The 15,411-nt window shown below is 39.9% G+C and carries 10 protein-coding genes; 2 read left to right on the forward strand and 8 right to left on the reverse strand.

What is annotated here, in order from left to right; genetic code table 11:
- The first annotated feature begins 47 nt into the window (after positions 1 to 47).
- Both htpG and GYX91_RS03360 read left to right on the forward strand, forming a co-directional pair.
- Positions 48 to 1,946, forward strand: coding sequence for a molecular chaperone HtpG (gene htpG / locus GYX91_RS03355; protein WP_025330326.1), 1,899 nt, complete (start codon positions 48 to 50; stop codon positions 1,944 to 1,946).
- 432 nt (positions 1,947 to 2,378) lie between these two features.
- The gene (locus tag GYX91_RS03360) at positions 2,379 to 2,795 is read left to right on the forward strand and encodes a DUF2628 domain-containing protein (protein ID WP_037392114.1); all 417 of its coding nucleotides are present in this window, start codon (positions 2,379 to 2,381) and stop codon (positions 2,793 to 2,795) included.
- A gap of 191 nt (positions 2,796 to 2,986) precedes the next feature.
- Here GYX91_RS03360 and GYX91_RS03365 read toward each other — a convergent pair whose 3' ends face one another.
- The 8 genes from GYX91_RS03365 to GYX91_RS03400 all read right to left on the reverse strand — a co-directional run bounded on the left by GYX91_RS03365 (position 2,987) and on the right by GYX91_RS03400 (position 15,312).
- Positions 2,987 to 4,366 (reverse strand): amino acid permease, encoded by a 1,380-nt coding sequence (locus GYX91_RS03365; RefSeq protein WP_174829949.1) that lies wholly within the window; start codon positions 4,364 to 4,366, stop codon positions 2,987 to 2,989.
- Between the two features lie 82 nt (positions 4,367 to 4,448).
- Positions 4,449 to 5,699, reverse strand: coding sequence for a kynureninase (gene kynU, locus GYX91_RS03370; RefSeq protein ID WP_174829950.1), 1,251 nt, complete (start codon positions 5,697 to 5,699; stop codon positions 4,449 to 4,451).
- 161 nt (positions 5,700 to 5,860) lie between these two features.
- Entirely contained in the window at positions 5,861 to 7,246 is a 1,386-nt protein-coding gene (locus GYX91_RS03375; RefSeq protein ID WP_238791313.1) for an amino acid permease, read from the reverse strand.
- A 161-nt stretch (positions 7,247 to 7,407) separates the two neighbouring features.
- Positions 7,408 to 8,865, reverse strand: coding sequence for an NAD-dependent succinate-semialdehyde dehydrogenase (locus GYX91_RS03380; protein WP_174829951.1), 1,458 nt, complete (start codon positions 8,863 to 8,865; stop codon positions 7,408 to 7,410).
- An 81-nt stretch (positions 8,866 to 8,946) separates the two neighbouring features.
- Entirely contained in the window at positions 8,947 to 10,221 is a 1,275-nt protein-coding gene (gabT, locus tag GYX91_RS03385) for a 4-aminobutyrate--2-oxoglutarate transaminase (RefSeq protein ID WP_078474312.1), read from the reverse strand.
- A gap of 771 nt (positions 10,222 to 10,992) precedes the next feature.
- Positions 10,993 to 11,472, reverse strand: a complete 480-nt coding sequence (locus tag GYX91_RS03390) for a hypothetical protein (RefSeq protein WP_078474313.1) — start codon at positions 11,470 to 11,472, stop codon at positions 10,993 to 10,995.
- A gap of 1,098 nt (positions 11,473 to 12,570) precedes the next feature.
- Positions 12,571 to 13,791 carry a sugar efflux transporter gene (locus GYX91_RS03395; protein WP_174829952.1) on the reverse strand — a complete coding sequence of 407 codons (1,221 nt, stop codon included), beginning with the start codon at positions 13,789 to 13,791 and terminating at the stop codon, positions 12,571 to 12,573.
- Positions 13,792 to 14,310: 519 nt separating this feature from the next.
- Positions 14,311 to 15,312, reverse strand: a complete 1,002-nt coding sequence (locus GYX91_RS03400; RefSeq protein WP_174829953.1) for an asparaginase — start codon at positions 15,310 to 15,312, stop codon at positions 14,311 to 14,313.
- Positions 15,313 to 15,411 lie beyond the last annotated feature (99 nt).

Here is a 15,411-nt window from a genome sequence, read left to right on the forward strand (position 1 = left end):
ATATTTTAAATTAACAACAATCATATATTTGGGCTTTTGAGAAAATTATGAAACAGACACACAGTTTTCAGACTGAAGTAAAACAGTTGTTACAGTTGATGATTCATTCTTTATACAGCAATAAAGAAATCTTTTTGCGGGAACTGATTTCCAATGCTGCCGATGCGTGCGATAAATTGCGCTTTGAGTCTCTGAATGATGCTTCTTTGCTGGGAGATGATACAGAATTCAGGATTAAAGTTACTGCTGATGCAGAAGCTAAAACCATTACAGTATCAGATAATGGTATCGGTATGACTGAAGCCGATATTATTGAACATCTGGGCACCATTGCTAAATCCGGTACCAAAGCATTTCTGGAAAAACTGACTGGCGACGATAAAAAAGATGCCAATCTTATTGGGCAGTTCGGTGTAGGTTTTTATTCTGCATTTATCGTGGCTGATAAGGTAACTGTTGAAAGCCGCAGGGCAGGTGCTGCTGAAAATCAAGCTGTACGCTGGGTGAGTGCTGGTGACGGCGAATTTACTGTTGAACCGATTAGTAAGTCTGCCCGTGGTACAGATGTAATTCTGCATCTTAAAGATGATGAAAAAGATTTGTTGTCTGACTGGACTTTGCGCCGGATTGTAACGACTTATAGTGATCATATTTCTGTGCCGATTTATATGAAGAAAGCGCCTGAATATGATGAAGAAGGTAATGTAAAAGTTTCAGATGAGCTGGAAGTGGTTAATCAGGCTCAGGCTTTATGGCAACGGCCGAAAAATGAAATTACCGATGAGCAGTACCAGACTTTCTATCGTCATGTATCACACGATTATGATGATGCTTTAGCGTGGACACATTTCCGTGTGGAAGGACGGCATGAATACACCGGATTGCTGTACATTCCGAAACATGCACCATTTGATTTATATGAGCGTGAACCTAAGCATGGTGTACAGTTATATGTAAAACGTGTATTCATTATGGATGATGCGAAAAAGCTGATGCCTTCTTATCTGCGTTTTATTCGCGGAGTGATCGACAGCAGCGATTTGCCTTTGAATGTATCCCGTGAAATTTTGCAGGAAAGCCGTGATCTGGATGCAATTCGCTCTGGCAGTGTTAAAAAAGTATTGTCTCTTTTAGAAGATCTGAAGAAAAATCAGCCGGAAAAATATGCTGAATTCTGGCAGGTGTTCGGTAATACACTGAAAGAAGGTATTGCTGAAGATTTCACTAATAAAGACAAAATAGCTGGTTTATGCCGGTTTGCCTCTACGCATAATGATAGTAGTGAGCAAAATGTTACTCTGGCTGATTATATTGGTCGGATGAAAGAGGGGCAGGAGAAAATTTACTATATTACTGCCGATAGTTATGCTGCTGCCAAAAATAGCCCGCATCTGGAAATTTTCCTGAAAAAAGGTGTTGAGGTACTGCTGCTGACTGACCGTGTGGATGAATGGGTGGTAAACAGCTTATCTGAATTTGACGGCAAGGGTTTGGTAAGTGTAGCCAAGGGTTCACTGGACTTAGGTAATCTGGCTGATGAGGAAGAAAAAGCAGCTCAGGCTAAAACAGAAGAAGACAATAAGGAACTGGTAGAGCAGATTAAAACTGCTCTGGGTGATAAAGTTGACGCTGTTCGTGCTACTGCCCGTTTGACAGAAAGTCCGGCATGTCTGGTTGTTGGTGAGCATGATATGAGCCAGCATCTGGCAAGAATGCTGGAAGCTTCCGGCGCAGCCGGTCAAATTCCGCAGACCAAACCAACACTGGAAATCAATCCGGATCATCCTTTGATTAAGAAAATTGCTTCTGAGCAGGACGAAGTACAGCGCAATGAACTGGCTGAGCTGGTATATGATCAGGCTTTGCTGGCTGAAGGCGGTAAACTGGAAAATCCGGCGGCATTTGTAAAACGCATGAATCATTTATTGCTGACACTAAATCAGTAATATTGTTTTTATCAGACCAAAAGAGCTGCTTTATCACAAGCAGCTCTTTTGTTTTACCTGTCGGTAATTTTTTGCTGAACAGATAAAAATGTAATTTATTAAATAAGAATAGTATTTCCGTAATTAAATAGTAGTATTACAGTTGAGAGAATATTAAATTTTCTGATTGTGATAGATGATAATCTATAGTTAATCACTGATATATCACAAAATATTGATAATTATAAATAATTAAATTATTAGATGAAAATTATCAGTAAATGAACTGTGATTATATTCAAATTAATCTCTAAAATTTAACGATAGTCAAACAATATTAAGGTAAATTCTGTAATATTATTTAAATAAAATTATTTATGTTAAACTTAATGAAGTTTTTTTGTATTTAATTAAAATTTTTAAATTAGTAATTAATATATCTATAGGTTATTTATGGACGAGAGTACTGAAAAAAAATGTGATTTTTCCGACATGGGGCTTAGTGATGCATGGCTGTTCAGATTCAAATTTTATGAAGAAAATGGTATACCAAAGGTTTTCAAACAAACAGATAAATATGTAAAAAATTTTAAAAGTTTACCATTTAAGTCACAAATGACGATGGCGATGAACTGGAAAGCATTCTTTTTTGGTCCTTTCTATTATTTTTATTTAGGTATGTGGCGTAAAGCGCTAACTATATTGTTATTTTTAACAGTACTAGATTTATTACTAATACTGCTTCTTTCTAAAGCGGCAGCAGGTTGTTGTTATGCAATCTTTTGGGCTGTTATGACTAATCCTATTTATTATGTACATAGAACTAAAAAATCCAAATCTTTTAATCCTTTTGAAGGAATGCAGATTTAATATAATAAATATATAATTTATATAAAAATTATATATTGAGTTTACTAAAATTCAATAAATATTATTTTATTTATTATTGATGAAAAATAGATATTTAATTTATTAATCCCATATTGTTTTCTATTAATTCAATAACAGCATCAATGCCAGTTGGCATTGATGCTGTTATGATATATACACTTTGTACATATTTATTTATTTATACTTTTTTTATGATATATCTGAATAATATATGCCAGAATTAAAAATGCCAGAAAAGGTAAACCAAATAATAAGGTAGCATGAAATATCGGGGTAAACCATGTGGTGATCATGATGCTGATGATTGCCAATAAACCGGCTATAGTGACAAATGGAAAACCGGGTACACGGAATTTTAGTTTTTGCTGTTGCCGCTGCATCCGGATGCGAAAACACAGATGTGTCAGAAATACTGCCCCCCAGCTGAATAATGCACCAAACATAGACAAAGCTATCATAACCGGAAAAGCCGTTTCCGGATTTAAAATATAAACCAGTGCGGCGACAGCGATACCGGCAGAGGATAAAGCCAGTGCATTCAGTGGTACGCCATTACTTTTTACTTTACCGAATATTTGTGGTGCTTCGTTAGCACGAGACAGGCTGAACATCATACGAGTGGCAATATAGAGCATACTGTTCATGGCTGAAAGTGCAGCAACAATGACAATAAAGTTCAGAATACTGTCGGCAAATGGTATACCTACATTTTTCATTACGCTGACAAACGGGCTGGTGCTTCCTTCTTTAATTAATTCCTGCCACGGTACCAGCATGACAATCAGACTGAGTGCAAGCAGATAAAATATCAATAGCCTTGCAAAAGTTCCTTTAAACGCGGTTTTAACTGCCTGTTCAGGATTGGTGGCTTCACCTGCGGCTATAGCGATCATTTCAATACCGAGATAGCTGAATATGGAAATAATCACACCGGTCCAGATACCGGAAAATCCATGCGGAGCAAACCCGCCGCTAAACATGTTTTGTTCAATTCTACTGATACTGCTTTGCGTTAGTAATACACTGATGGCCAGTACAATAAATACGATAATGGCAAAAATTTTAATGGTGGAAAACCAGTATTCAACTGAACCGAAAGCTTTGACACTATAGGCATTAACGCCGATCAGGCAGCATGAAAACAGTGCAATCCATATCCATGAATCAACCCGTGGAAACCAGAATTTCATGTATTCAGCAATGGCAGTGACTTCTGTACCCACAGCCAGAACAATACAGGCCCAGTAACTGTAACGAACCAGAAAACCAGCCAGAGGATGCAGATAAAATTCAGCATAAGCACCAAAAGAACCCGAAGTAGGGTGCTGCACAGTCATTTCTGCCAGACATCCCATTAAAGCCAGTGCAATCATGCCGCCCAGAGCATAACTGATGATAACAGCAGGGCCGGCAAAGCCAATGGCAAATTTGCTGCCCAGAAATAAGCCGGTTCCTATTGCTCCGCCAATGGCAATCATGCTCATCTGACCGGCGGATAGCTTTTTGTGTAATCCTGTTTCCCGAGACTGAATACGCTCGAAATTACCCATCGTTTTTCCTTAAGATGAGAAGCATAAGCCGAGCAGAATATTCATGCCCGGCCTGTACCTGTGTGGATTAAAGAAATGCAAATCAGGTTACCTGTCCGCGCGTGTGAAACTGTGGCTGAGCCCACTCCTCATTAATTAATACCTGTTTCAGATGCTGAACAGCATGCCAGATATCGGTATAGCTCAGATACAAAGGTGTAACTCCCAGGCGAATCACTTCCGGTTCGCGATAATCTCCGATTACACCGCGGGCAATCAGAGCCTGAACTATGGCATAACCATGAGGGTGACGCAGGCTGACATGGCTGCCACGGTGAGCATATTCACGCGGTGTAATCAGCGTTAAATTATGTCCGGCACATTCCTGCTCAGTAAGAGCAATCAGTAAATCAGTTAGTTGCAGAGATTTGTGCCGCAGTGACTGCATATCTGTTTGTAAAAAGATATCTACGCCGTTTTCTATTAAACTCATAGATACAATTGGCTGTGTACCGCATAAATAACGACGGATATTGTCTGCAGGTGTATAGCTTTCAGCCATATCAAACGGCCGCGCATGACCCCACCAGCCGGATAATGGCTGGCTGAATGCAGTCTGATAACGCTCATTTACCCACAGCATAGCAGGTGCTCCGGGACCGCCGTTCAAATATTTGTAAGTACAACCAATAGCAAAATCACTGTTACTGGCATTCAGATCAATAGGTACAGCACCGATTGAATGACACAAATCCCAGATAGTTAAAGCACCATGCGAATGTACCAGTGCATTGATTGCTGCCATGTCGTGCAGGTAGCCGGTACGATAGTTAACATGAGATAACACTACAACGGCAGTGTTTTCATTAATACAGGCGGGCAGATCTGCCGGTGTATCTATTAGATGAAGCTGATAACCCTGATTAATCAGAGCCATAAAACCTTCAATCATATAAATATCAGTAGGGAAAGAATCACGCTCAGCGATAATGATTTTACGATTATTGTCATTATTCTGCTGAATATGGATGGCTGCGGCCAATACTTTAAACAGATTCAGGCTGGTTGTATCGGTAACAACGGTTTCATTTTCCTGAGCACCAATCAGCTGACCGATTTTATTGCCTAGTCGTACCGGTAAATCCCACCAGCCAGCTTTATTCCAGCTATTAATCAGATCGGTACCCCATTGCTGATTAATCACTGCCTGAGCATTTTCTGCAGCTTTTCTGGGTTTCGCACCTAAAGAGTTACCATCCAGATATATAACCCCTTGTGGTAATTCAAACTGATTTTTTAGGGGAGCCAGAATATCGGCGGCATCCCATTGCTGACATTGTTCTAGTGTAATCATTTTGTGCCGGTTGAATTTCAAAATGAATAGTGTACTGAATTGTTGCCAGTTATGGCGAATAAAATTTAAATTAATTTATCCGAATATTTATCTTAATCAATCTGTGTCAAGATAGATAAATATTATTACTGCTCTAATCTGTATAAAACCAATATTAAATATTATTCTGTTTTATTCTGCTGGCTGCCGATTTTAAATATTTGTGCCACTATACCCATTATCAGGATGATGGCCGCCAGTATGCTGGTATATATTACTGCATATTTATAGGTTCCTTCGATAATCATAATAATAATCGAAGCAATAATCAGCCCGATAACCAGATAAGTCAGCCATGGAAAGCACCACATTTTAAATGTCAGTGTCTGCCCTTGTTTTTCCAGTTTTTTACGCAGAAATAATTGTGAGCAGCTGATAGCGAGATAAACATACAGGGCAATCGTACCGGTAGCAGTCATCAGTACATCGTAAACATCCATTTTGGCGGTAGCGGTGAGATACACTGCAAACAGGGTAAAGACACAGGAAATAAGCACGCCAATTTGCGGACTGCCATTTTTCGAGGTATAGGACATGATCCGATGAGCATCACCGCGTTTTGCCAATGAATATAACATGCGCGAACAGGTATACAGAGCTGAATTAAAACAGCTTAAAACTGAAGTAAGGACAACAAAGTTGACGATATGACGTGCCTGAGGAATTCCCAGTGAGGTTAATACTACACTGTATGTTCCCCATGTGGCATCATTCAGCCGCGGGTCGTTATACGGAATCAGACAAACGGTAATAAAAATCGAACCTACATAAAACAGGATGATGCGCCAGACGACAGATTTTGTGGCTTTACGAATTTCTGTAGCCGGATGGTTGGATTCTGCAGCAGCAACAGTAACGATTTCAGCACCAATATAGGCAAACATAACACCCAGCAATGCTGTTACCACAGATGATGATCCTTTAGGCATGAATCCCTGATCAGTTAAGTGTGTCCAGCCTTTTGCATCTGCCTGACCCCACGGCCATAAATAGATAATAGCCAGACTGCCTACAATCAGAAACAATACAATGGCGACTACTTTGATTAAAGCAAACCAGAATTCAAATTCTCCGTAATTTTTAACATCCATCAGATTGATAACAACCAGAGCTACGGTTACTGCCAGCATATAGCTCCAGATGGGAAATATTGGAAACCAGTTATTAAGAATTTTACCGGCTACATAGGCTTCCCAGCCCATGAGCAATGCCCAGAAAAACCAGTATAACCAGCCAATGCTGAAACCTGCCCAGCGGCCGATAGCAGTATCGGCATATGTGGAAAAAGAACCGCTATCCGGATGAGCTACAGCCATTTCTCCTAACATGCGCATAATCAGCATGACCAGAAGACCGCCGGCACCATAGGCAAGAATGGCTGCGGGTCCTGTATGGTAAATTACAGAGCCGGAGCCAATAAATAAAGCCCCTCCGATCACGCCGGCAATAGAAATCATAGTCAGATGGCGTGATTTAAGTCCGTTTTTCAGTGTGGATGATGTGCTCAAATTAATTCTCCTTTGGAAAGAGTAATATCAGACTGAAACACCTTTAGCTGGCTGAATTCAGTCAACAATGTCCCATCCTGATTTATGCAGTGCATTCAGGATTTTTATAATTGTGAAGAAAGCGGCAGCGAAGCAGATTATGGCTGCCGCGGATTCAGGAATTACTGGTCAATGCCGGCAAGAAGTACATATTTAATTTCAACGTAATCTTCTATACCGTATTTAGAACCTTCCCGACCAAGACCGGATTGCTTGACGCCGCCAAAAGGTGCTGCTTCGTTTGACAGCAGTCCTGTATTGATGGCTACCATGCCATAATCCAGATTTTCGCTGACGCGTACTATTCTGCCGATATCACGACTGTAGAAATAACTGGCCAGCCCGAATTCGGTGTCATTAGCCCAGCTGACAACTTCGTCTTCGCTTTCAAAACGAAATACCGGCGCCAGCGGACCGAAAGTTTCCTCACGGGCAACTTTCATGTCCTGAGTAACATTTTTCAGTAATGTAGGTTGGAAGAATAATTCACCGTGATTATCTGCGGTTCCGCCGGTAACGATTTCCGCCCCTTTGCCAATAGCATCAGTAATATGTTCCTGAACTTTGTTAACCGCACCTGCATCTATTAATGGTCCGACAGTTACGCCCTGATCCAGTCCGTTGCCTATTTTCAGTTTGGCAATGGCCTGAGCCAGTTTATCCACGAATTCATCATATACAGCACTCTGTACATACAACCGGTTGGCACATACGCAGGTCTGGCCGGCATTGCGGAATTTGGAAATCATCGCACCTTCTACGGCTGCATCGATATCAGCATCATTGAAGACGATAAATGGTGCATTACCACCTAGTTCCATAGATACTTTTTTTACTGTATCGGCGCACTGAGCAATCAGTTTACGACCTACTTCTGTAGAACCGGTAAAACTGAATTTTTTTACCCGATCGTCTTCAGTTAATACTTTGCCGATTTCACTGGAGCTGCCGGTAATGACATTGACTACTCCGGGCGGGATGCCGGCACGCTGTGCCAGCTCAGCAATGGCCAGTGCAGATAATGGTGTTTGCGAGGCCGGACGAATAACAAAAGTACAGCCGGCAGCCAGAGCCGGAGCAATCTTGCGGGTAATCATCGCATTCGGAAAGTTCCACGGCGTAATGGCTGCACATACGCCGATTGGCTGCTTAAGTACCATAATCCGTTTGTCGTTTGACGGCGCGGGTATGGTGTCACCATAAATACGCTTGGCTTCTTCTGAATACCATTCCAGATAAGATGCACCATAGGCAATTTCACCTTTAGCCTCAGCCAGCGGCTTCCCCTGTTCTGAAGTCAGGATAATGCCCAGATCTTCCTGATGCTGCATCATTAGCTCAAACCAGCGGCGCAGAAGATTACTGCGTTCTTTAGCTGATTTGGCTTGCCATGGTTTCAATGCTGCATGTGCTGCTGCCACAGCACGTTCAGCTTCTGCTGTACCCATGCGGGGCACGTCTGCCAGATTGTTTCCGGTAGCCGGATTGATAACTGAAATAACTGCGCCATTATCGGCGTTCAGCCATTGTCCATTTATATAACACTGGGTTTTTAATAATGCAGAATCATGCAATTGCATAGTTTTTTCCTAAAAAAACTGAAACAGACATGACAGGCTGCCGGCAAATATTCTACCGGAGCAGCCTGCAGACAATGAATATTATTGAGCCTGACGCAGGGCAGTTTCAAGTATATTCAATGCTTCATCAAATACATGATCTTCAATAGTAAGCGGATAGAGACAACGAATTACGTTGTAATACTGTCCGCAGGTCAGAATCATCAGACCGTTTTCCAGCGCCAGTTGCTGTACTTTTTTGGTTCGTTCAGCATCTGGTTCTGAGGTGCCGGGTTTAACTAATTCAATAGCGACCATAGAGCCCGGTCCGCGTACTTCTGCAATAGACGGAATAACTTCTTTTAAATTGTTAAAGCGTTCTTTCAATCTGTTACCCAGAATATTGGCGCGCTCGCACAGTTTTTCTTCTTCGATAACATCAATAACTGCATCAGCAGCAGCCAGTCCCAGCGGACTGCCGGCGTAAGTGCCGCCCAGGCCGCCTACTACAGGAGCATTCATGATGGCTTCTTTGCCTACTACACCGGAAAGCGGAAAACCGCCAGCCAGAGATTTGGCAATGGTCATTAAATCTGGCTGTACGCCGGTCAGTTCGGTAGCAAACATTTTTCCGCTACGGGCAAAGCCGGACTGAATTTCATCAAAAATCAGCACGATTCCGTGTTCATCCGCCAGCTGGCGTAAGGCACGCAGAAATTCATTTGGTGTAACATTAAAGCCGCCTTCACCCTGAACTACTTCGATAATGATAGCAGCAACATCGCTGGGCGCCAGATGGCATTTGAAAATATTATGAAGACCGTGCAATGCATCTTCAATGCTAACGCCATGCAGTGCATTCGGATAAGGTGCATGTACGATATCAGCAGGGAACGGCCCGAAATCTACTTTATAGGGTGCGATTTTGCCGGTTAAAGCCATAGTGAGATTGGTACGGCCATGAAAGGCACCGTTAAATGCAATCACACCACGTCTTTTGGTATAGGCACGGGCAATTTTAATGGCATTTTCAACAGCTTCAGCACCAGAAGTAACAAACATTGTGCGCTTGTCGCCGGCAATAGGTGCTCTGGCATTAATTTTTTCGGCAACCTTAGCATACAGCTCATATGGAACAGTATTAAAACAGGTATGCGAAAATTTCTGCAACTGATCAGCTACTGCTTTTTGTACTTTGGGATGCAGATGACCAGTATTCAGAACGCCGATACCTCCGGCAAAGTCAATATAACGTTTACCTTCAGGAGTCCAGAACTCAGCATTTTTAGCGTGATCAATATAAAAATCGCACATGAAACCGACGCCACGAGGGGCTGCGGCCAGTTGACGCTGACGAACATTGCTTGTTTGACTCATAATATTTTCTCCAAAAAAGTGCAGACCGGCCTAAGCAGGTTTTTACTAATATCAACGGTATGATATGTGTTCTGACAATATAATTAACTGACTGAATCTATCAGTCTTATAATTGATTGGTTTATTCGGTTAAATTACGGGATTAAATTTATACTGTCAATCTGGGTAAATATTCTTCTAACGTAGAATATTGAAAAAAATTCAATAAGAATGAAATTAAATGTTTTTATAATTGGTATTATTGGCAAATAATATTAATTATAAATATTATTTTAAGAATTAATTGCTTAATTTATGCGTATATTCTTAATTGCTGAGCGTCTGCAGGCAGGCAAATAAAGTGCAGCCTTATTTGATTATTGATTTCAATGATGTATAGATGTCAGTGTTAATTAAAAAGGCTAAACCGGTTGGGTTTAGCCTGATAGAAATTGGTGTTGTGTAGAGTTATTCAGTTAAAACTAATCAATACTGTTGTTAAGAAACAATTTTGGTATGGACTGGTTTAGTAATAATCAGACAGAAATAAATGAAACAGACACCATTGCAAGTGCAATGACATAAATAATGTGATGGCCGAAGCTGGCAGAAATTACGTCCTGTAACAAACCAGGCAGAATAGTACTGTATAAAGGCAATTGTTAAACAAATTAGAAATTAAATAGTTCAACTGGGAAGCTGATCCTGAAAATACAAGATGCAGACATTGGTACACTTGATTAATTTTAATTTTTATTGAACATGTCGAAGTAGGTTTGGTTAACGAAACAACTATTGTAATTCCCACTCATTTTTGATGTCTTCAATTGATGGATTAGATTTTACTTTACCATTTACAAATACCAGCGGAAAAGCCATTGTTTTGACATACTCAACTCTGTCAATCATCTGATTTATTTCTCTTTCTGACATATTGGCTAGATTATGATTGAAAGTGTAACCACTAATTCGGGTAGCAGGAATATTCTGTTTATTTAATTCTGTGGCCAGATAATCAGCAATCTTTGCCTGTCGTGACGGACAATTGATTGGAGCCATAATGACAATTCCCTTACTTCCGGGAAGATTAACTGATATATCCAGAAAACCATATTGATCAGTTCTGGATTTGATATCCTGATCAAAATCAAAATCAGTACTGGAGTTGATATCCTGAACAAATATTTTTTTTTCTTGTTTGCTTTTATGCCATTGATAACCCGCAAAACACAGAGCAAAGAATGCTACTATTGTTAGAATAAATCTGTTCATTAATCTTCCGCTTTTTGAGATTATCCGGTTATTTACAAATGTATATGCTTAATATCAAAGTAGAACCAAGCAAAAATAAAGTACGGGTTTATCAATTGGTTTTGCATCATGCGGATTGTAAACTTTCCTTGTTCTATTCGCAATATTTTGTATATTAATGTTAATTAAAAAAAACAATTTGTTAAATTCAAATAGGCTTTTTATCACTGAATGACGGAGAATTTATTTTTCTTTCTAAATTGTTTGAGTAATTCAGAGAAGCTCCTATTATTCTTTTGATAATAACTTTTGTTAATATATGATTTTTCCCAAACACCCACATTGCAACCAAACCTGTAACTATTTAGCGCCTTCAATGATGGCATCTTGAGTATGTTCAATAATTTTGCTACTGCCTGACTATCAATCAAAGGGCTTACGTTAACACCTGCATCCATACCGTGACTAATGTCAAATTGTTGATAGTTTCTTAGAATTTAGGCACAAACTGGTCGTTGACAGCGCTTCGCACATAAATATGATTGGCACAGACTTAGGTTTGTCCGTCATTGTGGAATTTGAAAATTATGGCGCTGGTTACTGCTGCATCAATATCTGTATCATTGAAAACAATAGATAAAGCTTTTCTCAAGTTCTATAGAAACTTTTTTACTGAAAATGCTTATTACGCAATAAGTTTTGTTCCAACTTCGTTTTTAAAGTAATCCGGGTGGTAGTTACCGCACATACAGCTTCTGTGGTAACCATTTTAGGATTATCAGCCAGTTTTTCACCGATTGTAGGATTGGATATGGGTATGATTTTTTATCATCAGCATTTAATCATTCACCATCAACTTAGCACTGGGTTTTGAATAATTTAGAATCATACAACTGCGTTTTATTTTCCCTGAAATATGACTATTTAAACGTTTACAACTGTTAAACGATAATATGATTGTGTCGGATAGTTTAGGAAAATATTTGTTTGTTAATGCGGATTTTTGGCGGTATGAATTTATTTATTACTACAGTGCTTTATTGATATTGATAATAGTTGTTTTAAGATAAGCCTATAGTCAGTTTTAGAACCTTATTAGAACGCTGATTACGGTGCTGATCAGTGATTAACCTTTGACTTTGAGGGCGATTTAATTGCTGAAGGCGGTGGCTGAATAATCAGGCACAAGATGAAAGATAATATTACCATGGCTAAAGAAATGGTATAGATACTCTGATGGCCGAAGTTGGCCGAAATTACGCCCTGCAACATACCGGCCAGAATAATACTGCAAGAAATACAGTTATTAAACAATGTAGAAGCAACACCCGTACGTTTAGGTAATAAATCCTGGAAATAAATCAGGCCGATACTGGCTATTATGCCGATAAATAAACCATTAAAGAATTGTAAACCAATCAGCATCCATTCGTTTTGGGTCGAAACCATACCGATATAAAATATGATGCCGCAAATGACTGCAAAACAAATCAGATTTTTATTACCAAAGCGCGGTACCAGCATGCTGGCAATCAGCATAGCGGGAATTTCAATGGCAGCAGCTATGCCCATCAAATGTCCGGGCAGTGAAGGTGAACCGGGCAAAATATCATCAATATATAAAGGCATATCAATCAAATACATCATATTTGCTGTACCCATACTGATTGAAGCGATAAACAGCAAAATGACATTAGGATTATTGAAAATCTTTTCTTTTGGCTCTTGTTTTTTAGTAACAGATGTTGGACGTTTTATGACAGGAAAGCACAGAAAAACGATCAGCATGGCTACAAAAAACATAGCTGCCGCACTCAGATACATAATGGTAAATCCGTAATTCACGGCTAATGCAAATGATAATGGCGGACCGATTACCCAGGCCAGTGACAATTGTGCCCGTAAAATGCCATTGAAAACGACAACGTTGCGGCCAGTTTTATCTGTATATTCACGTGCGGATGCAAAAATTTGCGGCATAGCAGCAGAGGTAAAAGCTGAAAAAAATATGCCTACGGTAACGAGGATAAAGTATTGGCGCGAAAATGCAAATGTAATGCAATTTCCTATGCCCATCAGACAACAAAATAGAATAATATTCCGTCGAACACCTTTATTATCAGAGTATTGTGCCAGCAGAAAGCTGACGACAATGCCGGCAACGGCATTGATTGAGTAAAATAAACCTACCTGATATGGATTAACCTTCACATCTTCGGCAAGATAACGGCTGAGTGTCGGTGCCTGCAATGCACCGGCAATACCAATAATAAATGCGGCAACCAGAAAAGAACCCAGAATAATATAAGCCTTTTGTTTTATCGCAAGGTTTTCTTCCATAACTGACTTTTCTATTCTGAAAAGAAAGAGTTATATCATAAATCATGGTTATAGGTACTTAAAACTCTTAATAAAAATATCATATTTTATTTAATAAAGCACATAAGTTATTGTTAATTTGTTAATTAAATTTCAAATTGTGGATATTTATTTAATTTGAATTTATTAATAATAAATATAAATGCAGTATATATGAAATCGTGTTTGATAAAAAATAGGCACATGACTATAAAACCCGATAAACTTTTATTTAAAAATAATTGGCAGAGACCAGCGTTTGTATAAAGATATTTGATTATTACAAACTGGTTTAAATGATTAATTTTAAATGAAATTTTTTGGAAAATTTGAACAGTTTTTCAACGAAAGTTTCTAGTAATTGAGGATACAAAAAGTTGTTAATAGCTTTTTATAGTATCGACGATACCGGACTAAGTTATCAGAAGCTGTTTATTAACAAAAATTTTGCAGGTTTAATCGGTTACAGGGTAAGCCGGATAATCCTGCAAAAGTAAATATTTAAATCAGCTTCTGTGTATGCAGCAGATTTTCAATTTGTTCTTTATTCCAGTTATTGCTTACAGCCAGTGTCAGGATAGCCACAGCAGTTTCCAGATTACATTTACCGCCGTTGATAACGCCGGCTGCACGCAATTCATGTCCTTGTGCGTAAACAGCAGAGGCACATCCCTGTAAAACCTGACTGATATTCAGAACAGGTATAGATTGCTCACTAATCTGTCTGATTGCAGCCAGAAAATTCCTATCATTAGGTGTATTGCCATTGCCATAGCTTTGTAAAATTACTCCGTCAGGCGGATTGTGAGTAAGACTGGTGGTAATCATTGCCAGATTAGCGCCCGGAGTCAGAGTAAAGCAGTGAATTCTGGCCGATGTACTGATGTCATATTGTGCAGATAGGTCTGAATTGCCGGCAACAGGCAGATTAGTATTAAACCATCCTTCGGATTCTGACCATTGTGCCAGTGAACCAAACTGCGGATTGGCAAATGCGTCTGCCTGTTCTGTACTGATTTTGCTGCTGCCGACAGCCGGCCAGAGCTGTCTGTTAAAGGCAATGGCAGTTTGGGTAAAACCCGGCAGGCTGAATGCAGCTAGTGCAGTACGCAGGTTTTGTGGTGCATCACTGTTATCAGCTTCCAGGGGTAGCATGGCTCCGGTAAGGATAATGGGGATATTCAGTTTCGGCCGTGCCAGCGCAATTATATTGGCACTGTAGGCCATGGTATCGGTACCGTGCAGAATGAGCAGACCATCATAATTTTCAGCTTTGCTGTCTATCCAGTTAAGCCATGTCTCCCAGTTTGAAAGGGTAATCGCTGAAGAATCAATCAGTGGTTCACAAATAAACCAGTCGCATTTGAGCTGATGACTGTATTCCTGAAAAATCGGCGCAGCCAGGCTGGCAAAATTGGCAGCCGGAGCCAGTCCGGCCGGTGTTTGCTGCATACCAATGGTTCCGCCAGTGTAGTAAACAGCCAGATGTTTCGGGGAGTTCATATATGCTGCCTTTCATACGGTTACTGGTATTAGTGCAAGCATATCACGAACGGGTTTTGTTTACTCTGGCTTACGCGTACAATAAGGTTTTTTCTGTGT

The sequence above is a fragment of the Snodgrassella sp. ESL0304 genome (genome assembly GCF_013344995.1).
Taxonomy (GTDB): domain Bacteria; phylum Pseudomonadota; class Gammaproteobacteria; order Burkholderiales; family Neisseriaceae; genus Snodgrassella; species Snodgrassella alvi.

Excerpts from the sequence above, each read along its gene's own strand:
- GYX91_RS03400 (WP_174829953.1), bottom strand. The coding sequence starts at position 15,312 with ATGAACTCCCCGAAACATCTGGCTGTTTACTACACTGGCGGAACCATT.
- htpG (WP_025330326.1), top strand. The coding sequence starts at position 48 with ATGAAACAGACACACAGTTTTCAGACTGAAGTAAAACAGTTGTTACAG.
- GYX91_RS03395 (WP_174829952.1), bottom strand. The coding sequence starts at position 13,791 with ATGGAAGAAAACCTTGCGATAAAACAAAAGGCTTATATTATTCTGGGT.
- kynU (WP_174829950.1), bottom strand. The coding sequence starts at position 5,699 with ATGATTACACTAGAACAATGTCAGCAATGGGATGCCGCCGATATTCTG.
- GYX91_RS03365 (WP_174829949.1), bottom strand. The coding sequence starts at position 4,366 with ATGGGTAATTTCGAGCGTATTCAGTCTCGGGAAACAGGATTACACAAA.
- GYX91_RS03390 (WP_078474313.1), bottom strand. The coding sequence starts at position 11,472 with ATGAACAGATTTATTCTAACAATAGTAGCATTCTTTGCTCTGTGTTTT.
- gabT (WP_078474312.1), bottom strand. The coding sequence starts at position 10,221 with ATGAGTCAAACAAGCAATGTTCGTCAGCGTCAACTGGCCGCAGCCCCT.
- GYX91_RS03380 (WP_174829951.1), bottom strand. The coding sequence starts at position 8,865 with ATGCAATTGCATGATTCTGCATTATTAAAAACCCAGTGTTATATAAAT.
- GYX91_RS03360 (WP_037392114.1), top strand. The coding sequence starts at position 2,379 with ATGGACGAGAGTACTGAAAAAAAATGTGATTTTTCCGACATGGGGCTT.